Annotated in this window: 18 protein-coding genes and 1 rRNA gene; 8 read left to right on the plus strand and 11 right to left on the minus strand. The window is 35.5% G+C overall.

Translation table 11 applies throughout. The annotated features are described in order from the left end of the window. From BLQ19_RS05695 to BLQ19_RS05730, 8 genes are all read right to left on the minus strand, one after another. Positions 1-63: ribosomal RNA gene (locus BLQ19_RS05695) — 16S ribosomal RNA — on the minus strand; the annotation flags it as partial. Positions 64-1,098: 1,035 nt separating this feature from the next. After that, the gene (locus BLQ19_RS05700; RefSeq protein WP_025616516.1) at positions 1,099-1,380 is read right to left on the minus strand and encodes a F0F1 ATP synthase subunit delta/epsilon; all 282 of its coding nucleotides are present in this window, start codon (positions 1,378-1,380) and stop codon (positions 1,099-1,101) included. A 65-nt stretch (positions 1,381-1,445) separates the two neighbouring features. Further along, the gene (gene atpD / locus BLQ19_RS05705) at positions 1,446-2,954 is read right to left on the minus strand and encodes a F0F1 ATP synthase subunit beta (RefSeq protein WP_024482669.1); all 1,509 of its coding nucleotides are present in this window, start codon (positions 2,952-2,954) and stop codon (positions 1,446-1,448) included. A 189-nt stretch (positions 2,955-3,143) separates the two neighbouring features. Continuing rightward, positions 3,144-4,796, minus strand: coding sequence for an SGNH/GDSL hydrolase family protein (locus BLQ19_RS05710; RefSeq protein ID WP_074537709.1), 1,653 nt, complete (start codon positions 4,794-4,796; stop codon positions 3,144-3,146). Between the two features lie 17 nt (positions 4,797-4,813). After that, positions 4,814-7,573, minus strand: coding sequence for a TonB-dependent receptor (locus BLQ19_RS05715; protein WP_074537710.1), 2,760 nt, complete (start codon positions 7,571-7,573; stop codon positions 4,814-4,816). 227 nt (positions 7,574-7,800) lie between these two features. Next, entirely contained in the window at positions 7,801-9,648 is a 1,848-nt protein-coding gene (gene glmS / locus BLQ19_RS05720; RefSeq protein WP_074537711.1) for a glutamine--fructose-6-phosphate transaminase (isomerizing), read from the minus strand. Between the two features lie 127 nt (positions 9,649-9,775). Then, complete coding sequence (locus BLQ19_RS05725) at positions 9,776-11,626, minus strand: DUF4270 domain-containing protein (RefSeq protein WP_074537712.1); 1,851 nt, start codon at positions 11,624-11,626, stop codon at positions 9,776-9,778. Positions 11,627-11,631: 5 nt separating this feature from the next. Further along, positions 11,632-12,441, minus strand: a complete 810-nt coding sequence (locus tag BLQ19_RS05730) for a glycogen/starch synthase (RefSeq protein ID WP_024482664.1) — start codon at positions 12,439-12,441, stop codon at positions 11,632-11,634. 103 nt (positions 12,442-12,544) lie between these two features. Here BLQ19_RS05730 and panC point away from each other — a divergent pair, with 103 nt between their 5' ends. The 5 genes from panC to radA all read left to right on the plus strand — a co-directional run bounded on the left by panC (position 12,545) and on the right by radA (position 17,365). Continuing rightward, entirely contained in the window at positions 12,545-13,390 is an 846-nt protein-coding gene (gene panC, locus BLQ19_RS05735; RefSeq protein ID WP_074537941.1) for a pantoate--beta-alanine ligase, read from the plus strand. 17 nt (positions 13,391-13,407) lie between these two features. After that, the gene (panD, locus tag BLQ19_RS05740; RefSeq protein WP_024482662.1) at positions 13,408-13,758 is read left to right on the plus strand and encodes an aspartate 1-decarboxylase; all 351 of its coding nucleotides are present in this window, start codon (positions 13,408-13,410) and stop codon (positions 13,756-13,758) included. Positions 13,759-13,762: 4 nt separating this feature from the next. Further along, entirely contained in the window at positions 13,763-14,725 is a 963-nt protein-coding gene (locus BLQ19_RS05745; protein ID WP_025616511.1) for a lysylphosphatidylglycerol synthase transmembrane domain-containing protein, read from the plus strand. A 27-nt stretch (positions 14,726-14,752) separates the two neighbouring features. Continuing rightward, the gene (locus BLQ19_RS05750; protein WP_025616510.1) at positions 14,753-15,895 is read left to right on the plus strand and encodes an alpha/beta hydrolase; all 1,143 of its coding nucleotides are present in this window, start codon (positions 14,753-14,755) and stop codon (positions 15,893-15,895) included. A 108-nt stretch (positions 15,896-16,003) separates the two neighbouring features. Continuing rightward, positions 16,004-17,365: a DNA repair protein RadA gene (gene radA / locus BLQ19_RS05755; protein WP_025616507.1), complete on the plus strand. Its 1,362-nt coding sequence runs from the start codon at positions 16,004-16,006 to the stop codon at positions 17,363-17,365. A gap of 1 nt (position 17,366) precedes the next feature. On the opposite strand, the gene BLQ19_RS05760 is transcribed toward radA, so the two are convergent. Next, a complete protein-coding gene (locus BLQ19_RS05760) occupies positions 17,367-18,407 on the minus strand; it encodes an aldo/keto reductase (protein WP_074537713.1) in 1,041 nt (346 codons plus the stop codon). A gap of 76 nt (positions 18,408-18,483) precedes the next feature. Beyond that, a complete protein-coding gene (locus tag BLQ19_RS05765) occupies positions 18,484-19,245 on the minus strand; it encodes an exodeoxyribonuclease III (protein WP_074537714.1) in 762 nt (253 codons plus the stop codon). A gap of 169 nt (positions 19,246-19,414) precedes the next feature. Between BLQ19_RS05765 and BLQ19_RS05770 the strand changes: the two genes are divergently transcribed. The 3 genes from BLQ19_RS05770 to BLQ19_RS05780 all read left to right on the plus strand — a co-directional run bounded on the left by BLQ19_RS05770 (position 19,415) and on the right by BLQ19_RS05780 (position 22,176). Then, the gene (locus tag BLQ19_RS05770; protein WP_074537715.1) at positions 19,415-19,933 is read left to right on the plus strand and encodes a DUF3575 domain-containing protein; all 519 of its coding nucleotides are present in this window, start codon (positions 19,415-19,417) and stop codon (positions 19,931-19,933) included. A gap of 133 nt (positions 19,934-20,066) precedes the next feature. Further along, a complete protein-coding gene (locus BLQ19_RS05775) occupies positions 20,067-21,107 on the plus strand; it encodes an OmpA family protein (RefSeq protein ID WP_025616502.1) in 1,041 nt (346 codons plus the stop codon). A gap of 145 nt (positions 21,108-21,252) precedes the next feature. Next, positions 21,253-22,176: a toxin-antitoxin system YwqK family antitoxin gene (locus tag BLQ19_RS05780; protein ID WP_074537716.1), complete on the plus strand. Its 924-nt coding sequence runs from the start codon at positions 21,253-21,255 to the stop codon at positions 22,174-22,176. 94 nt (positions 22,177-22,270) lie between these two features. On the opposite strand, the gene katG is transcribed toward BLQ19_RS05780, so the two are convergent. Continuing rightward, entirely contained in the window at positions 22,271-24,505 is a 2,235-nt protein-coding gene (gene katG / locus BLQ19_RS05785; RefSeq protein WP_074537717.1) for a catalase/peroxidase HPI, read from the minus strand. Positions 24,506-24,606: the final 101 nt, after the last annotated feature.

Consider the following 24,606-nt stretch of genomic DNA (forward strand, 5'->3'; position numbering starts at 1 on the left):
GACTTGCATGTGTTAGGCCTGCCGCTAGCGTTCATCCTGAGCCAGGATCAAACTCTTCATCGTTGTTTTGTAAATATTATATAACATCTATTAACCAACCAATAAATCATCCGAATCCTAGCCCTCTATATTCTTTAAGCTATTATGTTAATTCAATTTATTTAATTACCGTTTCCAGTAATTAAACGCTGTCTTACAATATGTCAATGAACTTTTTATCTCTTTTACTCTCCGCCTAATTAAGTATCGTTGTTTCCCTAAGCGGCTGCAAATATACACCCTCTTTTAAAACCCACAAGCGTTTTTGGAAAAAAAATTCAATCTTTTTTTTGACGTTTTTATAACACCCTAGAAACAAAGACTTAACAACAAATTAATTTTTGAAATTATAGCAAAGAAATACAGAAATCAGCATTCTTATTTAAGAAAGAACCCTCACTGCCATAACCCAAATAACCAAAAAAGATCTAGATAAGCTTACCCTCGCTCTCAAGATTACATGAAATTCTACTACAGAAAGACCAAAAATTACCTAACAGTTCTTTTTAGAAACAAAATAAACCTCTTAGAAAGTAGCAAACATCATTTTTAAGCATAACTAAATGACCACTCGAAAACAAATACACCGACATCAGCTAAAAAAATCGATGTTTAATTTGAAACATAATCACTCCACAGCTACAAAACCGCAGATCTACAAACTATAAAATAACCCATTAAAAGCAAGGAGCCATAAGAGCCCTAAACAACCCACAAAACATCAACCTTAAAAAGAAAGGGAACATAAAGGCCTAACAAAAAACAAATCATTTATAAAAAAGCATATCAACTCAAAAACAAATGAAATACAACCACAGGAGCATCTTAACGCACAGACAAAAAAGAAAACAGGTCATCATACAGCATAGAACCACATGAAGTTACCGCTACAAACCACTAACCCCACCTTAGCTTGAAGACTAAAGCAAGAACACTTATTAGAACCAATAAAGGTAAACAGCCATAAAACAAAAAAAATCCAGCGAAGAGAACTTCACTGGATTTTTATAATACGTGTAATTGTTCTCCTATAAAAGAAGACCATTTATTTAATTTTGCTTAATCTGCTAAAACGATGACTTTATTATCTTTCATTTCAACAGTACCACTAGAGATTACTAAAGTAATTGCTCCTGTAGCCGACTTAGAAAATTTTGTTTTGTAAGCCTCCGCAATAACTACATTGTTACCTTGAATTTTAACAACACCTTCTTGCAATAAAGAAACGATAGGTGCGTGATTCGCTAACATTTGAAACTCTCCGTTTATTCCTGGTACAGTTACCGAAATAACTTCTCCTGAAAATAAGGTAGCTTCTGGTGATACGATTTCTAAATACATCTTTTTAGTATTAAGTAGTTTGTAGCTAGCACTAAGATTTCTTAGTACCAGCTACTTTATTCTATTTAAGCTTCCGCTAGCATTTTCTCACCAGCTTCAATAGCTTCTTCGATAGTACCTTTAAGGTTAAAAGCAGATTCTGGTAAGTGATCTAACTCACCATCCATAATCATATTAAATCCTTTGATAGTTTCTTTAATATCTACCAACACCCCTTTAAGTCCTGTAAACTGTTCTGCTACATGGAAAGGCTGAGATAAGAAACGTTGTACACGACGAGCTCTACCTACTGCTAATTTATCTTCTTCAGATAATTCTTCCATCCCTAAGATGGCAATAATATCTTGAAGTTCTTTATAACGTTGTAATAACTCTTTTACATTTTGAGCACACTCATAATGATCTTTTCCTAAAATATCTGCAGTTAAAATTCTAGATGTAGAATCTAAAGGATCTACCGCTGGGTAAATACCTAACTCTGCAATTTTACGAGAAAGTACCGTTGTTGCATCTAAATGCGCGAACGTAGTTGCTGGTGCTGGATCTGTTAAATCATCTGCAGGAACGTAAACCGCCTGTACTGATGTAATAGAACCTCTTTTTGTTGATGTAATACGCTCTTGCATGGCACCCATCTCTGTTGCCAAAGTTGGTTGATACCCTACCGCAGAAGGCATACGACCTAAAAGAGCCGAAACCTCTGAACCTGCTTGCGTAAAACGGAAAATATTATCTACGAAGAATAAAACATCCTTACCTTGACCTTCACCTGCACCATCACGGAAATATTCTGCGATTGTCAAACCAGATAAAGCAACACGCGCACGTGCTCCAGGAGGCTCATTCATCTGACCAAAAACGAAAGTCGCTTTTGATTCTTTCATTAAGTTTTTATCTACTTTAGATAAATCCCATCCACCTTCTTCCATAGAGTGCATGAAATCATCACCGTATTTTATAATCCCTGATTCTAACATCTCACGAAGTAAATCATTACCCTCACGAGTACGCTCCCCTACCCCAGCAAATACGGAAAGACCACCATGACCTTTTGCAATGTTGTTAATAAGCTCTTGGATTAATACTGTTTTACCTACACCTGCACCACCGAATAAACCAATTTTACCACCTTTAGCATAAGGCTCAATTAAATCGATTACTTTGATACCTGTAAAAAGTACTTCAGTAGATGTTGATAAATCTTCGAATTTTGGAGCTTCTCTGTGAATTGGAAGACCATCTTTACCTGCTTTAGGTAAATCTCCAAGACCATCAATAGCATCTCCGATTACGTTGAACAAACGGCCGTATACATCATCACCAACTGGCATTTGTATTGCACTACCTGTAGCAACAACTTCGGTTCCTCTACTTAAACCATCAGTAGAATCCATAGAAATAGTTCTAACGGAATTTTCACCAATGTGAGATTGAACTTCTAATACTAAAAGAGAACCATCCTTTTTCTTGATCTCTAGAGAATCATAGATTTTTGGAAGTTCAGAACCTGATTGAAATTCAACATCAACAACCGGCCCGATTATTTGGGAAACTTTACCTGTAACTTTAGACATTACCTAAGTATTTATGTTTAGAATTAAAGCGTGTGAGAAATACAATCCGCTATGTTTTAGCTTCCTGTGTTTTTCAGGCTGCAAAGATATGTTTTTAACTTTTAAATAGAAATTGTTTTTTTCTTTTTTATGAACATAAAAAAAGCACCCTTAAAAAGATGCTTTTTTTTACTATTATTTATGCTATACCTACTGTAAACCAGCAGCATAGTTTGTTGGATAATCTGAAGGGCTTAACAAAGAACCCGAAGCTTCGAAGTTAGAACCATATGTTACATCAATAGCTTTCATGAATTCATTCGCTAAAAATGAATACCCTCTAGCTGTTGGATGAACACCATCTAAAGAAAAGGCACCACCTGTAGCCAAGTTAGACTTTAATATGAAGTCTCCCGTTGCAATACCTGAAGTAGCCAATTCACTTAAGATACTATTTACATCTACAAGCGCTAAGCCTGCTTGGCTAGCATTTGCCGCTATAATATCATTAAAAGCACTCACTGCTACTGCTATTTCTTCTTGTTCACTAGGTAGTAACACCCATTTATCTGCCAAAGGCATGGTTATACCTTCTAAAGAAAACTGTGTAGCCAAAGCTTCTGACAAACCTTGCGATTGTAAGAATGCAACCGAATCTGTATTTACTGTACCTATTATTGAAGAACTAGGTAACACTAATAAATCTTCAGCAGTTGCTTGCCTTGCTTGACCATATATAGTACCAAATAGATTTGCTACTAATGGCGCTGCCTGCGCTGGCAAACCAAAAGACTGTACAAATACAGGAAATGTATCACTAGCACTTAGCACTGCTGCAATCTGTGCAGATAAATCCGTTAACGATTCATCTTTAACCACCACTGCACTAGCCGCGGTTTCTGAAAAAACTATTTGACGATCTGTAGCACCAGTAACTCCTTGGCTCTCTAAAAATGCAAACACCTGATTTAATTGACCAAATACGCCATTAAGGGTTGGAATCTGAGGCCCAAATGCTTCATTAGCAGGACTCAAAGGACTAAACGGTACCGTAGTAAAATGAGGAATACTAGTTACATTCGGTATATTAGCCACAACTCCTTTTGCGCCATTTGCCGTTAAAGCACCAATTAATGTAGCATAAGTTGCACTAAAACCAACGCCTACTGCTCCTTCTACAGGAGTTAAAGGATTTGTACCATCACCACCAGATAACGCATAGCCGAGAACATCATTATTACCAATCCACAACGAAAAAAACGTTGGCGCTTGTGCTAAGGTTAAATCTAACACACTAACATTTGGGGTTGCCCCGGTCATACGAACAAAATATGGGTTCGCTAATCCTAGCGATAGATTTGCTAAGCTGCCATACCCAGGCGCTAATAGATGAAAACTTTTTGCCCCAGGAACTCCCATATTATTAAAAGGCCCCGTAGGGTTATTAAAAGCTAAATCTGTACTTACAGTAACTGGCCCTATAATAGACTCTAATGAAACCGGACCGGCTCCACCAAATACCAAGCGTGGTTCTAAAATTCTATTACCACCAACAGCAATTCCTCCAAAATTATCATTCATCAATGGCTGCGTAAACTCTCCACCACCGATTAATGCAAATTTCTGAGATAACATATTAGGCAATGAGTTTTCTTGCGATGCAATAAATAATGCATTATCCGTAAAACCAGCCGTTAGTGAATTACCAACAGCAACAAAATTAGAAAAGTCTGCAGAACCCGCTACAAGCGCAGGGGAATCTACCATTAACTCTGCCTCTACTCTATCTACATCTTCAATATCATTACACGCAAAAAATGTAAGTGACACCGCAGACAACAGGATATATTTTATATTCTTCATCTTAATTTTTTAGTTTATTAGTTATTAATTGTCCAAGATAAGTAGTACATAGATCCTATAAATCCTGTACCAAAGGCTGTGAAATATTCATCACCTAAAATATTGGTACCTCCCAATTTGAAAGAAGATTTAATACTTGGAACCGTATAGCTTATTTGAGCATCTAATGTATGGAACTCAGGAACCACACCATTACCAAACGTAGCTTCCCAGAAATAATCATCACTAAATCTATACGCAAGATTGAAACCAAAATTTTCAAATAAGGCATCATTCCCGAAATTAGCTTTAAACTTATGCTCTGGTGTATTGAAGCTAGACATGAAATCTGGATTTGCTTCTTGATCAAAATCTTGCTTCGTGAAGGTATAACTTCCTCCTAAATCATAATTTCCTAAGACTTTCATGGTCAAACCTAATGAAGCACCGTAAGAATTAATATCTACATCGGAGTTGGTATACGCACTATAGCGCTGAAAATCATCATTTCTAATTGCATCTACAGAAGCACCACCATCACCGGCAACACCATAGAAAGTAGCATCTACAACTTCTTGCGAAATAAAATCTTTATAATTATTATAGTAAGCACTAAAATCTACCACTAACTTATTTATTTTACCTCTATAGCCTACTTCAAAAGAAGTAACTTGTTCTGCTTCTACTAAATCTGCATTGGACACCCTTAAATCATCAGCATTTCTGGTTACCTTGAATGTTTCTACTGATTGTGCAGAGTAGGTATCACCATAAGCAACCGCACCTGTTTGCGTAACTTCTGCTGGATTACCATCTAACTGACCACTTTCACTAACCGCAAATGTTCTGGTATAACGATCTAAATTGTCTTCCGCAGAACCAATTAAAATTGCTCTACCCGCATCTAATCCAATAAATAAATCTTGAGTAGTTGGATTTCTAAAACCAGTTTGCACCGATGCTCTAATATTATGATCTCTGTTTAAGCTGTAGCCTGCAGAAATACGTGGAGAAAAGAAACCATCGAAAAATTCCGACTTATCATAACGTACAGAACCTGTTAATTTTAAACTCTTATCATCCGAAAAATCGAATTTCTTTTGAATTTGTGTATAAACACCATACTCTGAGTATCCAATAGGCCCATCAAAATCTGTATAAATAGTTCCAAAAGAATTTAATCTATATCTTCTAAAAGAACCACCCAATTGAATCTCTGCAAAATCTGTTAAATGTCCGAAGTTATAATTAGCATCTGCATGGTAATATTTAGAAGCATCTTTAAATTGAGATCCTGTCGCTAAATCTGGATCTTTAATTACGCGATCAAATGCCGATTGAAATTCTGGCGTTCCAGGCAAATAACGACCTGTATCTGCAACTGATCTTGCCGCAGCATGTTTTTGATCATCTGTTAAACCTGAAGGATTACCACTAAGCTCGATTCCTGCATACGTCTGAATATAATCCCCAAACCAATCTGCATCTGACTTCCATGATCTGTTGATGTTGATTCCAGTAAAAACCATATCATAAGAATCACCAGCTTTATCACCAACTAAATAACCTCTTACAAAGAAATTATCATTTTTAATTTCTAATTTATGTTGTTCCTGAAAAAACCCATTAATATTATACCTATTAGTTCCTTGATAGATCGTAGTTCCCGTACCCACCTTACCTACGTAAGAGAATTCAAGATTACTATCTTCTATAGGACGGTAATAAAGGCCCCAATCTGCCTTAATACTTTCTGCATTGTAATTGGTTAAGTCGCTTTCATTATACCCAGTTCTACTTACCACCACGTTTGGAATGATTCCCAAACCAGAAGCAGAACGAATGTTTGTAGAAACTTCATCTCCATACACATTGATACCATCATAATTATAGTTGGCTCTTGTTCTCGTAGGATCAAATTTATCTACTTCACTTGTAGCAGCCCAATCCGTACCTTTTAAATATCCGAAGTTAGCTTTGATTGCAAATTTATCTGAGAATTTGTGAGCTGCACGAATTCCAAAATCAGTATAAGCATTATCTCCAGAAGCTTCTTGAGAAGTGATACCTCTTTTTATAGATACACTAATACCCTCATGATCAAACGGACTTTTACTTCTCATAAAAAGAATACCATTAAAGGCATTCGCACCATAAAGCGCAGAAGACGCCCCAGGCAGCAATTCTACACTTTGAACATCTGTCTCTACCATACCCACTAAATTTCCAATCGGGAAATTTAATGCTGGAGTAGAATTATCCATTCCATCTACCAATTGCATGAATCTAGTATTTGCAAAGGTTGCAAACCCTCTTGTATTTACAGACTTAAATGTTAAACTGTTGGTGTTAACATCTACACCTTTTAAATTTTCCAGGCCACCGTAAAAATCGGCCGCCGTTGTATTTTTAATTTGTTCAATCCCAAATCGCTCCACGGTTACTGGAGATTCAAAAATACGCTCTGGTGTTCTTGAAGCCGATATGACAATTTCATCTAAAAGTGTTTGCGATTCCGTTAAAGAAACAGAAACATTTTGGTTATTAGCCGTAATGCTCACTGTACTTTCAGAATAGCCTATACTTGAGACTTTTAATTTGAAAGGGGGTACTTCTGATGTTTCCAGTACAAAATTACCATCAAAGTCAGACACTGTTCCTACAGTTTTACCGACGATCACTACATTTGAACCAGGAATTGGTTGCCCATCTTGATCTACTACATTTCCTTTTACTGTGGTTTGAGAGAATCCCAATGTTCCCACCAAAAGGAAGAATACATACATTATTGTTTTCATTCGAGGGAGTTAAGTTTAATTAGTTTAAAATCGAAGATACAGAATTTTTTATATGATTTCTAAGAAAATAAAAAAAATTATGCATGCATAGTACTATTTTGACAACAAGACACCCAAATTATTGAATATTTTGTAAAACAAGAGAGTGCAAAAGCCTCATTTCAAAGCATAAAAAAAGGGGAAGATGTTGCCATCTTCCCCTTTTTTCCTATATGTTAATGTAGTTACTATTCTACCGTAACTGATTTTGCTAAATTTCTTGGCTGATCTACATTACAACCCCTCATTAATGCAATGTGGTACGACAATAACTGTAAAGGAATTGTAGTTAGTAACGGCGTTAAGCTTTCAAAAGTTTCTGGCACTTCAATAACATGATCTGCAAGTTCTTTAACAGCTTCATCACCTTCTGTTACAATAGCAATAATTTTTCCTTTTCGAGATTTAATCTCTTGAATGTTACTGACCACCTTTTCATAATGACCTTTTTTGGTTGCAATAACAAAAACCGGCATATGCTCATCAATAAGTGCAATAGGACCATGCTTCATTTCTGCAGCAGGATATCCTTCGGCATGAATATAACTAATTTCCTTTAACTTAAGTGCACCCTCTAGGGCTACTGGGAAATTATACCCTCTTCCTAAATAAAGACAATTAGTAGCATCTTTATAAACTTCTGCTACTTTCTCTATCAATTCATTGGACAATAAAGCCCTTTCTACTTTTGATGGGATGTTTTCAAGTTCCGTTAAGAACTCATGGTACTTACTTTTAGAAAGCACACCTTTTTCTTTCGCTAATTTTAAAGCAATTAAGCTTAATACTGTAATTTGAGTTGTAAATGCTTTTGTTGAAGCTACTCCAATTTCAGGACCTGCATGCGTATATGCACCAGCATCTGTTTCTCTTGAAATTGTAGATCCAACTACATTACATACTCCAAAAACAAAAGCACCTTTTTCTTTTGCTAATTTAATAGCTGCTAAGGTATCTGCCGTTTCTCCTGATTGAGAAATAGCTATTAATACATCTTTATCTGTAATTACAGGATTTCTATATCTGAACTCAGATGCATACTCTACCTCAACCGGTATTCTCGCAATATCTTCAAAAATATATTCTGCTACAAGACCTGCGTGCCATGAAGTACCGCAGGCTACAATGATAATTCTATTAGCATTCATGAACTTTTCCAAGTTATCATCAATACCCGCCATTTTTATCAAACCTTGATCTGCCAGAAGACGACCACGGTACGTATCTTGAATAGCTCTAGGCTGCTCATAAATTTCCTTCAACATAAAGTGATCGTAACCACCTTTTTCAATTTCTTCAATGTTTAATTGCAATTCCTTTATAATAGGATATACAACAGAATCATCTTTTATCTTACGAAGTTTAATTTCTTTTCCAAGACGAATAATTGCCATCTCTTCATCTTCCAAATACATTGCATTGTTTGTAAACTCAATAAAAGGAGATGCATCTGAAGCGATAAAAAATTCATCTTCACCAATTCCAATAGCCAATGGACTACCTAATTTAGCTACAACAATTTCATCTGGCTTATTTCTATCAAAAACAGCAATAGCATATGCTCCGACAGCTTGATTCAATGCAATCTGAACTGCTTTACCTAATTTGACGTTTTCTTTTTTCTTTACCTCTTCAATAAGATTCACCAATACCTCAGTATCCGTATCTGAATGAAAAACATACCCACGATTTATTAATTCCTTTTTAATAGAATCATAGTTTTCTATAATTCCATTATGAATAATCACTAAATCGCCCGAATTGGAATAATGAGGATGTGAATTTACGTCATTAGGAACCCCATGAGTTGCCCATCTTGTATGGCCAATTCCTAGATTCCCTCCCAAAGCCATACCAGCTTCAGCCTTATTCTTAAGATCTTCTACTTTTCCTTTAGTCTTACATAAGTTAATAGTAGAACCGTCATAAATAGCAACTCCTGCACTATCATAACCTCTATACTCTAACCTTTGAAGTCCTTTTATTATAACTGGGTAGGCATCACGATGCCCTATATATCCTACAATTCCACACATACTAAATAAATAATTTGGTTAATGCTCAAAAATTCTGCGCAAAACTATGGATAACGCAACAATTTCTAAACTAACTATAGACGTAAAACGAATAAAAACTTTGAGTGGTATACTTATAAGCAATTACTTACTCTACTTCCGTATATAAAATCTCTAATTGAAGTTTCTTTTCTTGATCTGATGTATTACTACCATAAAGTACGGTACCGAATGGGTTAATAGTTGACATTATCGGAATTTTAACTTCAGAAGTTTCTAATTTTGCACTCCCTATGCTCACTACTCTAATATCTGAAGTAACAGATAAACCAAGTGTAGCAATAGATAAGTCGCCACTAATTAATCTATTGATGTAATCTGTAATTCGGATCTTATATTTAATTCCTTTCTCACTTTCTTTTTGCAACACGCCATCATAAAAAGGAAATACAGATAATGCTGTTGGGTTAGAAACACTAAATTCTGTTACGGTATTATATAAGACTTCATTTGTTTCAGCGTTATACAGATAAAGACGCATAGGCTCTATTACCCCTGGAGCAGCATCTAAACTAGTTCTATCTACATAGAACACTAAATTAGCCTCATTAATAATCCAATTATTAGCTTTTATCTGGCTAATAACGCTTGTACTCAATGCCGTTTCTTCTGCAAATAACTTAAGCTGCGTGTAGGTACCTGCCCCACCTTTTAGATAAATTTTCTCTGCATTTTCGGTTGAACTCAATGCTTCTAAGACCTCTGGAGAATACTCTTCATTAATAAAAGTATTTACTGCATTCCCTGTAATAGCTGTTGATATGCCATCACCTGTAACCAGATTAATTACAAATCGTTTCTCCAAAACCACACTCTCATCATCGGATTCGTCTGTAGCAGTGCCGTTTGTATCAATAGAGTCGTGAGTATAGGTAATGGTAATATTTGCCCCTGCTAAATTCAACAACATAAAAATATCATCAGCAGCATCAATAGAAACATGAATACCTCGTAAGAAATTTTTAAAATTTGTATTATTTAAAAGTTCTTGAGAACCTTCTTTATCCAAAATATTTTCTTGAAAAAACTGGTTATCCAAAGGCACCCATATACCTGCACCAATAGTTTGATCTACAGTACCCTCTTCATCTACATCTTCCGTATCAGGATCATCCTCATTATAGGTTATAATTTCTGTATCACGAACCGTTTCTGTGCCCTCAAACAAAACATCTGTAAGAAAAGGCGTAAAATCATGATCTGAATAAAAATCTTGTGAATCCTCAAAGTTTGTATCAGGATTTAAATCTCTTAAAAAATAAGTAGAACGCTGTACTTTTAAGTGAAATGGATTTGCTTTTCCAGAACCATATATACTATCTAAAATAAATTTCTTAGGATATGCTGCCAGGCCATTCTCACCATCTTCAGCATCTAAAATTCCATCATTATCTGTATCATTACTTAGCGGATTTAACCCAGAAATTCGTTCTTGGTTATCCGAAATTCCGTCTCCATCTGTATCACTATTAGCATCCGATGCATCAACATCCAAATCATCCGGAACCCCATCACCATCTGTATCCTTTACATCTTGCAAATAAGGAATATAAAGATAAACACTCTTTACTGTTTCATTCTCTACAATGGTTGCTGGTATTGTATCTGATACTGCTACGTCTTCCGTAGCCTGTGTATAGGTGCCAAAAGTTGGCGCCACAGTAGAAAGCTGTAGTTGAGAAGTTATTGTTGCGGTAGTTTTACCGTACAATGGGTCGTTAAGGTTTCCTAATTGATAGATAGGCAACCGGTTAGACTTTACCGTATTAATTTTATTATTGTAAGCAAAAACATCAAAAACAGCTTTGCCTGTTCCAAATGGTTCACCCGCAATAACGCCTGAACCTATGGTTGTAACCTCATCTTCACAAGATGAAAATAACCCAGCTACCACTAATCCTGCAACAACAGAAAAGCTTATTTTTTTAATAAATGTCATGTAATTCACTTTAGAACTTCAGTGTTATAAAAATTTGCATAAGCTTCTTCAAACTCATGAAAAGGAACGTACGGAAGTACTGGTTTTTGAAGGTTTGTAATATGCGTACTTAAGTCCTCCGAAATTTCCTCTGACGCTAAAATAACAGCATCTGAATAATCCACCGCTACTTTTAACAAATTATTATAGTCTGGCTTTGCAAGCGTAGGGATAGCATCACTTGGAATACCATCAAATTCTATCTTCTTAACAATGTCCGGATTTAATTCTTCCTCAAATCCTTTAGAATAAACAGAAGTAACCACTTTACTCTCTGAAAATAAAGGCTCATCTGCATAATATTTTTTCAAATACAACGGCACTAATGAAGCCATCCATCCGTGTACATGGATAATATCTGGAGACCAGTTTAATTTTTTAACTGTTTCTACGATCCCTTTTGCAAAAAAGATGGCGCGTTCATCGTTATCCGGAAAAAGAGTTCCGTTTTCATCAGCAAAAGTTGCTTTTCTTTTAAAGTATTCCTCGTTATCAATAAAGTAAACCTGTATACGTTCTTTAGGTATAGAAGCTACTTTAATAATTAAAGGCATATCCATATCATTGATGACTAGATTCATCCCTGACAAACGTATTACCTCATGCAGTTGATGACGTCTCTCATTGATATTACCATACCTCGGCATAAAGATTCGTATTTGACCTCCATTGCTATTTACCATTTTAGGTGTTTCGTATGACATCAGTGAAACCTCGTTCTCCGGCAAGTAAGGTACTAATTCAGAAGATACAAACAATATCTTTTTACCATCCATAAAAGCTATTTTTTATTTTTTTTATTGGCGTGAGTGCAAAATTACAAAAATTATGCAGATTAGCAGTAATTATATAAGTTTGCGGGTTGTTAAATACAAACAAATGTTAGTAATAGAGACTAAAAAGGAGTTAAAAGACAATTTGTCAGCATTTATTTCAGATTCAAAATCGCTGGGACTTGTACCAACCATGGGCGCTTTGCACTCTGGCCATCTTTCTTTAATTGAAAAAGCGTCAAAAGAAAATGATCAGGTAGTTGTGAGCATTTTTGTGAACCCAACGCAGTTTAATAACCAAAATGACCTCGAAAAGTATCCAAAAACTTTAGAAAACGATTTAAATTTGATCAAAACAGTGTCAAATAACATCATTGTTTACACTCCTTCTGTTGAAGAAATCTATCAAAATAACGTTTCTGCAGAAATTTACGACTTTCAAGGGCTTGACACTGTCATGGAAGGAGAGTTTAGAGACAACCATTTTAATGGCGTAGGCACTATTGTTGAAGAGCTTCTAACCAGTATTGCTCCCAATAAAGCCTATTTTGGAGAAAAAGATTTTCAGCAATTACAAATTATTAAAAAACTCATTCAGATAAAAGCTATTCCTGTTGAAATTATTGGCTGCCCAATTGTTCGCGAAGAAAGTGGATTAGCGATGAGCTCAAGAAACGAAAGACTTTCTACACCGATGCGCAAAGAGGCTGCTTTTATCTACAAAACACTTAAAGATGCCAAAGAAATGTTTGGCACAAAAAATGCAATACAAGTAGTAGAATGGGTAGAAAATCAGTTCGAAAATAATGAATTCTTATCCTTAGAATATTTTCAAATTGCTGATATTGATACGCTAAAATCTGTAACAGAAAAATTAAATAACAAAAAATACAGAGCGTTTATTGCAGTTTTTGTTGATGACATTCGACTAATTGATAACATTGCTTTGTAAATTATTATCTTTGTACCATGCAAATAGAAGTTGTAAAATCTAAAATACACCGTGTAAAAGTTACCGGAGCAGACCTTAACTACATAGGGAGCATCACCATTGACGAAGATTTAATGGATGCTGCAAATATCATAAGAGGAGAGAAAGTTCAGATTGTGAATAATAACAATGGAGAGCGTTTAGAGACTTATGCTATTCCTGGACCTAGAAAGAGCGGGGAAATAACTCTAAATGGCGCAGCTTCCAGAAAAGTAGCCGTAGGAGACATTCTAATCCTTATCACGTACGGACAAATGGATATTGAAGAAGCAAAGACGTTTAATCCGTCATTAGTATTTCCTAACGAGGAGACTAACTTACTGAATTAATCTCTTGAAGAAATCTTTAAAAAAAACACTAAAAACAGTACTCCCAATTGGCTTGGGAGTTTTTTTAGTTTGGTATTCCTATAATGCTACATCAGAAGAAGATAGAGCTCAAATTATTTTTTACATAAAAGAAGCTGATTTATTTTGGGTAGGTATTTCTGTTTTAATGGGAATTTTAAGCCATGTTTCGAGAGCCATACGGTGGAACTATCTTTTAGAACCGCTAGGCTATAAGCCCAAAATAGCAAACAATATTTTTATCATTCTCACCTCCTATTTTGCGAATCTAGGAATTCCTAGGTCTGGAGAAATCCTTAGAGCCACGGCCTTAAGTACTTATGAGAATGTCCCTTTTGAAAAAGGGTTTGGCACTATTGTTACGGAACGAGTAGTAGATTTAATTATGCTACTTTCCATCATTGCTATTACTTTCTTTCTTCAAACAGATATCATATTAGCTTTTTTTGAAGAGAAAGGCTTTAATTTAAATAAACTATTATTAGTTTTAGGCGCCGGTATAGTTCTTGCTGGACTTGCATTTTTCTTTTTAAAAAAATCATCAAACCCTTTTCTTTTAAAAATTAAAAACTTTGGACTAGGATTACTTCAAGGAGTTACTAGTATTTTTAAAATGAAGCATAAATGGGCGTTTATATTCCATACTCTATTTATATGGTTTATCTACATTTCTATGTTTTGGGTGATCAAATTTACCGTTCCAGAAACCATAACTTTAACCATCAGCCAACTTCTTGTAGCCTTTGTTTTTGGTGCCTTTGCTATGACAGCAACTAACGGGGGTATAGGGCTTTACCCTATTGTAGTAAGTAGTGCTTTAGCCATTTTTGGAATCAGTAGCGTATCGGGAGATGCATTTGGTTGGATCATGTGGATTTCACAAACTTTAATGGTTGTTGTTTTTGGTGCAATATCTTTTCTTGTATTACCGTTATTAAACAGAAAATAATAACGCAAGCACCTAAATCTTTCTGTCATGAAATGCATACTTACCGTATTGACTTTCTTTTTATACCTTGGATCTAACGCACAAGTTACTCAAGAAATTTTTGAATCTTTTAAGCTTCAAGAGAGAAGAGATGTACAATATTACATTCCTGAAAATTACACCCAAGAAAAAAAGTATCCGTTAATTATTGTTTTAGATGCTGAATATATGTTTGAAAATGTTGTAGCCACGGCTAAGTTTTACAGCAGATTTCATGGTATGCCCGAAGCTATTATTGCAGGTGTGAATCAATCTAAAGACAATGAACGCTATCAAGATTGTGCTTTTGACGAAGCCACTGGTCTGCCCTCTGACAGCTCTAAACTATTTTTTGAATTTCTGGGCATGGAGCTTATTCCATATCTAGAAACGAGCTATAATACAGCACCTTTTAAAATGATTGTTGGGTATGATATTACAGCCAATTTTAGCAACTACTATCTTTTTAAAGAAGATTCTCTTTTTAATTCTTACGTAAGTATATCTCCAACCTTAGCCCCGGAAATGGAAACAAGAGTTCCGGCCCGATTAAGCGCTATGGAGAAAACAATATTTTATCATTTGATCACTGATGGTGAAAAAGCAAAGAAAGATACGCAAACACCTATTTTAAATACGGCAATTAAAGCTATAGAAAAAGAAAATTTACACTATTTCTATGACGAATATAAAGATGCAGATCATATTTCTGTAGCTACCTACAGCATCGGGAAAGCCTTTGATGATGTGTTTACGATGTTTAAACCCATTAGCCCTACTGAATATAAAACGCAAATTTTAACGTCTGAAGAGCCTGTATTTGATTACCTATCTAACAAATACGAAATGATTGAAAAATTATTTGGGTTTAGAAAAAGTGTAGATTTAAATGATATTATGGCCATCTATGCAGCTTCTCGTAAAAAAGAAGATTTTGAATCACTAAAGCCTTTGGCCGATTTGTGTAAAAAAGAATACCCAGAAACTATGTTAGGTTTCTATTTTGAAGGCGAATACCTAGAACAAATGGGTGAACCTAAAAAAGCACTAAGAACTTTTGAAAAAGCGTTTGGAATGGAAGAAATAGATTTCTTGACCAAAGACATGGCACTAGAGAAAATTGATGCTTTAAAAGCTGATTTCGGATATTAAATATAGATTTCGAGTGTTTACATATCCCTCTAAGTGTTTTTTACGCTTAAATTTTCCCTATTTAATTACACGGTATTTATTACCTTTATCCAAAACCTAAAAGAGGGAATGGCTAAAACAAAAACAGCTTTTTTTTGTCAGAATTGCGGCACACAATATGCTAAATGGGTAGGACAATGTACCGCCTGTAAAGAATGGAATACCGTTGTTGAAGAAGTAGTCCAAAAAGAAGAAAAATCTAGTTGGAAGACTCCGACAAATACCACTAAGAAAGTTTCCAAGCCTTTACGAGTTAACGAAATTAGCACGGAGAAAGAATTACGATTAAATACATTTGACCTAGAGTTTAATCGTGTTTTAGGCGGCGGTCTTGTTCCTGGCTCTTTGACACTTTTAGGTGGTGAACCTGGCATAGGAAAGAGTACATTACTACTTCAAATTGCCTTAAAACTACCTTACAAAACGCTATACGTATCTGGAGAAGAGAGTCAGAAGCAAATAAAAATGCGTGCAGACCGTATTCACCCCAATAGCGATACTTGCTTTATTCTTACAGAAACAAAAACTCAAAATATCTTTAAGCAGATAGAAGATACCGAGCCTGATATTGTCGTGATTGATTCCATACAGACGCTACATTCTGATCATATTGAATCTGCCGCCGGAAGTATTTCTCAAATTAGAGAATGTACTGCAGAGCTTATTAAATTTGCCAAAGAAACCAATACTCCCGTGATTTTAATTGGCCATATTACCAAAGATGGTTCTATTGCCGGTCCAAAAATTTTAGAACACATGGTAGATAGTGTGCTTCAATTTGAAGGCGATCGGAATTATGTATACCGCATTTTACGCTCCTTAAAAAATAGGTTTGGCTCTACCTCTGAACTGGGAATTTATGAAATGCAAGGCAGTGGTTTGCGTGAAGTGAACAATCCGTCTGAAATTCTAATTTCTAAAAATGACGAAGGCTTAAGTGGTACCGCAATAGCATCTACTGTAGAAGGCATGCGCCCTCTTATGATAGAAATACAAGCTTTGGTAAGTACTGCTGTTTACGGTACACCTCAACGTTCTACAACGGGTTATAATGCCAAACGTTTAAACATGCTTTTAGCTGTATTAGAAAAGCGTGCTGGATTTAAATTAGCCGCAAAAGATGTATTCTTAAACATTACTGGAGGTATTTCCGTAGACGATCCTGCCATTGATTTGGCCGTAATTGCCGCTATACTTTCCAGCAATGAAGATATTGCCATAGAAAAAGGAGTATGTTTTGCTGCCGAAGTTGGATTAGCTGGCGAAATACGCCCTGTACAACGCGTAGAACAACGCATCACGGAAGCCGAAAAATTAGGATTTGACACTATTTTCGTTTCCAAGAACAATAAAATTAGTCTAAAAAATACACAGATAAACATTCAACTTGTAGCAAAAATTGAAGATGTAGCCAACTATTTATTTGGATAAATTAAGGTGCTGGGTTCGGGAATTCATTATGAATTTTCTCAATACCTTCTAAAACATCCGCACTTAACTCCACATTAATACTCGCTATATTTTCTTCCAATTGACGCATACTCGTTGCCCCAATAATATTGCTTGTTAGAAAAGGTCTCGTATTCACAAAAGCTAAAGACATTTGCGCTAAGGACAAATCATTATCTTGTGCCAACTCATAATATTTTTGTGTGGCTGCTATTGCAGTTTTTCCACTGTATCTATTGTAGTTAGGAAAAAGTTTTAATCGAGAATTATCTGGCAGTCTATCGCCTAAATATTTACCACTTAAAACTCCAAATCCTAATGGAGAATATGCTAAAAGGCCAAGATTCTCACGATGTGCTATTTCTGATAATCCAGTTTCAAACTGTCTGTTCAATAAACTATATGCATTCTGAATCGTGATCATTCTAGGTAAAGTAATATGCACCTTACTTTCTTCCAAATAGCGCATAGCGCCCCAAGGAGTTTCATTAGATATACCTATTTCTCTTATTTTCCCTTCTTGTTTTAAATCACGTAATGTTTCTAGAACTTGATGAAAATTATCTTCCCAAAAATCTGCTGCATCATGGGTATAGCCACGTTTACCAAAATAATTGGTATTTCGTTCTGGCCAATGCAATTGGTATAAATCTATATAATCAGTCTTTAAACGTTCCAAACTGTCCTCTACCGCTTCAATAAGCGATGGCCTATCAAAACCCGTAGTCCGTATAAATTTTGTAAATTCTGCTCTCCCAGCAATTTTTGATCCTAGGATAATTTTATCGCGATTTTTATTTTTTTCAAACCAAGTACCTATTATCTTTTCCGTTGCCGATTTGCGATCTGGATGCGCAGGAATAGGGTACAATTCTGCAGTGTCAAAAAAATTAACCCCTTGAGATACGGCATAATCCATTTGCTCATGACCCTCAGCTTCTGTATTTTGGTTTCCCCAAGTCATTGTTCCTAAGGAAATCTTACTAACTTCTATATCGGTATGTGGTAATTTAGTATAAAGCATAACAAATGAGTTGAAAAAATTTAAAAACCAAAAATACGCATATCAACTGCCTATTTCTTTCCTATTGAAATAAAAATTAACTCAATTCGACTAAAATAGGACAATGATCACTATGCCTTGCTTCTGCTAAAATTACAGCTCTTTGTAAGCGCTCTTCTAAAGGCTCACTTACTAAGGCGTAATCTAAACGCCATCCCTTATTATTGTTTCTAGCATTTGCCCTATAACTCCACCACGTATAATTATCTGGCTCATCATTAAAATACCGGAAACTATCAATAAAACCACTATTTATAAAAGTGCCTATCCATTCTCGCTCTACAGGCAAGAAACCAGAAGTGTTTTTTAAGCCCACAGGATTATGAATATCTATGGCCTTGTGGCAAATATTATAGTCCCCAAGAATTATTAAATTAGGATGCTCCTCCTTTAATTTTGTAACATATTCTTGAAAATCGGCCATGTATTTCAATTTAAAATCCAAGCGATCCATATTGGTGCCAGAAGGTAAATACATACTCATAACAGATACACCATCATAGTCTGCACGAATATTTCGGCCTTCAAAATCCATATAATCTATACCTGTACCGTACACCACATTATTGGGCTTTATTTTAGATAAAATAGCGACCCCACTATACCCTTTCTTCTGTGCGCTATACCAATAATTATACGAGTATCCCACGTCTTCAAACAAGTTTAGATCTAGTTGTTCCTCCATTGCTTTAATCTCCTGCAAACAAACCACATCTGGATTTACGGCTTTTAACCAATCTATAAAACCTTTATTTATCGCTGCTCTAATTCCATTTACGTTGTACGAAACAATTTTCATCTGTAGCTATTTTTCTCCTGAAGGATTTATTTTATGAATCTTATTGATTGCCGAAAATACATAATGTTCTCCATAACAAGCAAGCTTGAAGCCATTTAAAAGGCTATCTATTTCTAAGGTTTTAATTTCTGGTATGCTAATTGATTTTTAATCCCCAAATACTATTCAAATGAAAAAAATATTAGTAGCACTGCTTGTTTTAAGTAGCGGGTTGGTTTCCGCACAAGCATATAGAACCTACAATCAAAACCATGAATTGAAATTTAATATTGGTCTGTTTTTAGCCTCCACCACGGTAGAAGGCAGTTATGAATATTATTTAAATGAAGATACCAGTATTGGCGGCACCTTGTATTTTGATAATACGCCATTGAATTACAATGGAAACTTTGGAATAGGTCCAAATTTTAGGGCCTATTTTGGTTATGCACCACGTAGTGGCTTTTTTGCTGAAGCATTTGGATTGTATTATTCTGGAGAAATTGATGATCCTGAATTTACGGGTAGCACTCTAAACCATCGCTACAACACTACCGCAATCGGTATAGGTATAGGCCACAAATTTGCAACCCGTAGTCAGAAGTTCACGCTAGAGTTCAATGCTGGCTTAGGTCGGAATGTGAACCCTCAAGAATATCAAAACACTTTTATGTACAGAGCTGGACTTTCTATAGGATTTCGATTTTAAAATCTTACGAGTTCACAACACAAACTTTAAAATTTCTTAACCTTTTTCTTACCCACTAAGTATGTAACTTTTCATCGAGTTTATAAATCCCTAAAAAAATAATTTTAGCAGATAATTATAACTTGGAACACTGATGAGAAAACTATTATTTATAGCTGCATTAAATCTTGTCCTACTGTCTTGTAAAAGCGATAAGAAAACAGAGAAAGAAATAGAAGTACAAATAGAAACACCTGAACTACAAACTGTAGAGATAAATAATACCCAAGCAGCGTTTACAGATTTTGACTGGTCTCCGATTCCAGTTTCCAATACTGAAATTGGCGAATTTCCATATATAACTGCACCTGAAAATTTTATCATTTGGAAGGATGGACATAACGAAATTGCAGAAAATGGAATGACTAAATATTCTAATTTCAACAAATTAATAACCTATACAGGCACTAACTTTTTCAATGCTGAAGGAAAAAAGGCAGAACTGGACTTTGCTATGACTGATCCTAATACCGAATTTAATCAGTACAAATTTGACCAAAGTATGGAGCAGTATTTAGCAAGTATCGGGGCACACTTAATTTTTGAAGGTCAAATTCCTCGAGAGAAAATTGAGGACCTAAATAAAAAAGATGATAAGACTGTTTTTAACTATATTCAAGGAGACCCCTATAATAGTTCGCCTGTAAAGCACTATGTGCTGAATCATTCAAACGGAAAAATAATTTTCCAGGTATGGAGTAATTCTGCCCGCGCTGAAGTTGGCGTTGTTGAACTAGAAGCTTTTAATCAAACCATAAAAGCCCCAACTGCTCGTGAAATAAAATCTGACATTGACAAAACAGGAAAGGCAATTCTAAACATCAATTTTGACACGGATAAAGCAACTTTAAAACCAGATGGCGAAAAATTGGTTGCTGAAATATTCACCTTATTAAATGAAAACAATAATTTAAAGTTATCTATTGAAGGGCATACTGATTCAAGTGGAGATGTGGAGAGAAATAAACAACTATCTATGGATAGAGCAAACACTGTCATGTATGCCCTAGCAGCTAAAGGTATTGCTATTCACCGCTTACAAGCAAAAGGTTTTGGTGCTAGCAACCCACTTTCACCTAATAATTCCGAAGAAAGCAAAGCAAAAAACAGGCGCGTAGAATTGGTTAAATTATAACAAAGAAAACTAACCCAAAAAAATAACGTAGTGCATTACACCATAAACAAATGCATCTTTCATAGATTAAAAAATGTGATTATTTTTTAATTATAAATCAAAGCTATTCAGTACATTAGATACTATAATATTGTATTTAATTTTTATGAAAATAGTTGCTTCACTTTTGTATTCAATTTTCTTCTTTACTAACGTTTCTCAGAAACTAGTAGCCCAAGAGAATGTATTATATCCGCAAGTTTGGTTCGATGAAAAAGATGCCACTGCAAAATTAACGGAAGGTAATGGTACCATAACTGGGAGTGCATTTACTTTTGAAACTAACCAAGTCTATACCGGAAGAGAGAAGCATAAAGCCAAAGAACACACTAAAGTGCTCCTATTTCCCGTAACCGAATACTTAATAGAAGTTTCCAAACTACAAAAAGTTATTGGTGGTTCTGGCCGCGTAATTATGACTGAAAAAGCTTTTAGTTATCGTCTTGAAGCAGAAACTGATCAAAACGGGAATTTTACTTTTTACAAAATGAGACCTGGAAAATACTATATTCAATGTAATTTGGAATTTGTAGGACACGGGGTAGGACAAAAAGAGGTAGGGAGGACAAATTATTACAATGGATATGGTTATTACGCAGGATCCTCTGCCATTTATGAAGCCTATAACTACAGTTATGATGCTAACCACGTTTTAGTAAAGTTCGTAGAAATAAAAGCAGATGGTGAGGTCATCGAAGCCAAATTAAAACCAAATAAGTTATTTGAAGGTTATAAGAAAATTGGAGCAGCATTTGCGATGGGAGACCGCTGTGGCAGTTATGGTGGAAAACAATTTGGAAAGTGTACCGAATATTATGATAATGGACAGGCAAAAATTATTGCAAAATGGAAAGATGGCGCACAAGAAGGCACTACCCTTGAATATTATGATACAGGGGAGCTCAAATCAAAATCAGATTGGAAAAATGGTCAATTAAATGGTGACACCATCTTTTATAATAAGGACCAATCTGTTGCAGAAATTGTTACGTATAAAAATCATGTAGAAATAAAGTCCAGGAAGAATTGAATCTATTACACTTGACAGTATCATTTACACTATATCGCAATAAAAAAAGGTGGTCTATTTCTAGACCACCTTATATATAAAGTTTATTACGTTATTATTTTTTCAAATCATAACGATCTAAATTCATCACTTTCGTCCAAGCTGCAACAAAATCTTTCACTAAACGATCTTGGCCATCACTTGCACCATATACTTCTGCAATTGATCTTAATTCCGTATTAGAACCAAAAATTAAATCGGCACGCGTTCCCGTAAAAACTACTTCATTTGTTTTACGATTACGACCTTCAAATAAGCTATCATCATTAGAAGTTGCTTTCCATGTATAGGTGAAGTCTAAAATGTTTTTAAAGAAATCATTTGTTAAACTTCCTCTATTATCTGTAAAGACTCCATGGTTAGAACCATCATAGTTGGCTCCTAGCACACGTAGACCTCCCACTAAAACTGTCATTTCTGGAACTGATAAAGTCAGTAAATTTGCTTTATCAATTAACAAATCTTCTGCCGCTATTTTCAAACCAGGTTTCATGTAATTTCTAAAACCATCCGCTAAAGGTTTCAGGTAATTAAATCCTTCAATATCAGTTTGTTCTTGCGTAGCGTCTCCTCTACCTGCTGTAAATTGCACTTTAGTAGTGTATCCTGCATTCTTAACGGCTTGTTCTACCCCTACATTTCCTGCTAATACAATTAAATCGGCTATTGAAATCTCTCCTTTAAAATCGGCTTTAATACCTTCTAAAACCGTTAGTACTTTTTGTAGTTCCGATGGATTGTTTACTTCCCAGCTTCTTTGTGGTTCCAAACTAATACGAGCACCATTTGCGCCACCTCTTTTATCAGATCCTCTAAATGAAGATGCAGAAGCCCAAGCTGTAGTTACCAATTGTGAGATGGTTAATCCTGAATCTAAAATCATACCTTCTAATGTAGAAAGGTCTGCATCACTCAAAGTATAATTAACAGCAGGAATAGGGTCTTGCCACAATAATTCTTCTTTAGGCACTTCCGGTCCTAAATAACGAGATATTGGTCCCAGATCACGATGTGTTAATTTGTACCAAGCGCGTGCAAATGCATCCTCAAATGCTTGATGATCCGCATGAAAACGTTTTGATATTTCTAAATATGCCGGATCTACTTTTAAAGCAATATCCGCAGTAGTCATCATTAAATCTTGTCTTCCATTAGCATCTCCTGCCTTTGGAGCTCTTTTAGCATTAGAGGCCGCTGTTGGTTTCCATTGATGTGCTCCTGCCGGACTTTTAGTTAATTCCCAATCATAATTTAACAAAACATCAAAATAATCAGCATCCCATTGTATAGGGTTTGGTGTCCATGCTCCTTCGATACCACTCGTAATAGTATCATCTAAAACCCCTGTTCCAAAACTATTTTTCCAACCGGTGCTCATCTCTTCAATAGGTGCTCCATGTGGCTCTTTTCCAACATATTCATTTGGATCTGCAGCTCCGTGTGCTTTACCAAAGGTATGCCCTCCAGCCACTAACGCTACCGTTTCTTCATCATCCATTGCCATTCTTCCAAAGGTCTCTCTTACATCATGTGCAGAACCTAAAGGGTCTGGGTTTCCGTTTGGCCCTTCTGGGTTCACATAAATCCACCCCATCATAACCGCTGCTAAAGGATCTTCTAAATCTCCTTCTTTATAACGTTCTTCATTTGCTCCCCATTCTGTTTCACTACCCCAGTATACATCTTGCTCTGGCTCCCAAACATCTTCACGACCACCCGCAAAACCAAATGTAGGAAAGCCCATAGATTCTAAAGCGCAGTTACCAGCAAGAATCATTAAATCTGCCCAGGAAATTTTGTTACCATATTTTTGTTTTATAGGCCATAATAATAAACGTGCCTTATCTAAGTTACCATTATCTGGCCAACTATTAATAGGTGCAAATCTTTGGTTACCAGCTCCTGCTCCACCGCGTCCGTCTCCAACTCTATAGGTGCCTGCACTATGCCAAGCCATACGAATCATTAATCCTCCATAATGACCATAATCTGCCGGCCACCAATCTTGTGAATCTGTCATTAAATCTGTGACATCTTTTTTAAGTGCTGCAAAATCTAGACTAGCAAAGGCTTCTGCATAATTAAAATCTTCTCCCATAGGATTAGATTTTGTAGCATTTTGACGTAAAATATTAAGCTTTAGCTCATTTGGCCACCAGTCTCTATTTTCTACACCACCACCTGCTGTATGTTTATTTGTGCCACTTAAAAAAGGGCATTTTGCCGAACTTTCATTAATGTCGAAGTTTTTACCTTGGGGAGCGCTCCCTGAATTAGCATTATTTTCCATTATAAAACTGTTTTTTTTGATTTTCTATCGTAACAAAAGCTAAAGTACCACATGTTTATCTATTGAATATATTTTTTTAATAGATAAAAACTATATTGCAA

Origin of the sequence: Cellulophaga baltica, assembly GCF_900102165.1 — a bacterium.
GTDB lineage: Bacteria > Bacteroidota > Bacteroidia > Flavobacteriales > Flavobacteriaceae > Cellulophaga > Cellulophaga baltica.

Excerpts from the sequence above, each read along its gene's own strand:
- glmS (WP_074537711.1), bottom strand. The coding sequence starts at position 9,648 with ATGTGTGGAATTGTAGGATATATAGGGCATCGTGATGCCTACCCAGTT.
- BLQ19_RS05765 (WP_074537714.1), bottom strand. The coding sequence starts at position 19,245 with ATGAAAATTGTTTCGTACAACGTAAATGGAATTAGAGCAGCGATAAAT.
- katG (WP_074537717.1), bottom strand. The coding sequence starts at position 24,505 with ATGGAAAATAATGCTAATTCAGGGAGCGCTCCCCAAGGTAAAAACTTC.
- radA (WP_025616507.1), top strand. The coding sequence starts at position 16,004 with ATGGCTAAAACAAAAACAGCTTTTTTTTGTCAGAATTGCGGCACACAA.
- BLQ19_RS05700 (WP_025616516.1), bottom strand. The coding sequence starts at position 1,380 with ATGTATTTAGAAATCGTATCACCAGAAGCTACCTTATTTTCAGGAGAA.
- BLQ19_RS05730 (WP_024482664.1), bottom strand. The coding sequence starts at position 12,441 with ATGGATGGTAAAAAGATATTGTTTGTATCTTCTGAATTAGTACCTTAC.
- BLQ19_RS05715 (WP_074537710.1), bottom strand. The coding sequence starts at position 7,573 with ATGAAAACAATAATGTATGTATTCTTCCTTTTGGTGGGAACATTGGGA.
- BLQ19_RS05770 (WP_074537715.1), top strand. The coding sequence starts at position 19,415 with ATGAAAAAAATATTAGTAGCACTGCTTGTTTTAAGTAGCGGGTTGGTT.
- BLQ19_RS05780 (WP_074537716.1), top strand. The coding sequence starts at position 21,253 with ATGAAAATAGTTGCTTCACTTTTGTATTCAATTTTCTTCTTTACTAAC.
- panD (WP_024482662.1), top strand. The coding sequence starts at position 13,408 with ATGCAAATAGAAGTTGTAAAATCTAAAATACACCGTGTAAAAGTTACC.
- atpD (WP_024482669.1), bottom strand. The coding sequence starts at position 2,954 with ATGTCTAAAGTTACAGGTAAAGTTTCCCAAATAATCGGGCCGGTTGTT.
- BLQ19_RS05725 (WP_074537712.1), bottom strand. The coding sequence starts at position 11,626 with ATGACATTTATTAAAAAAATAAGCTTTTCTGTTGTTGCAGGATTAGTG.
- BLQ19_RS05710 (WP_074537709.1), bottom strand. The coding sequence starts at position 4,796 with ATGAAGAATATAAAATATATCCTGTTGTCTGCGGTGTCACTTACATTT.
- BLQ19_RS05760 (WP_074537713.1), bottom strand. The coding sequence starts at position 18,407 with ATGCTTTATACTAAATTACCACATACCGATATAGAAGTTAGTAAGATT.
- BLQ19_RS05750 (WP_025616510.1), top strand. The coding sequence starts at position 14,753 with ATGAAATGCATACTTACCGTATTGACTTTCTTTTTATACCTTGGATCT.
- BLQ19_RS05775 (WP_025616502.1), top strand. The coding sequence starts at position 20,067 with ATGAGAAAACTATTATTTATAGCTGCATTAAATCTTGTCCTACTGTCT.
- panC (WP_074537941.1), top strand. The coding sequence starts at position 12,545 with ATGTTAGTAATAGAGACTAAAAAGGAGTTAAAAGACAATTTGTCAGCA.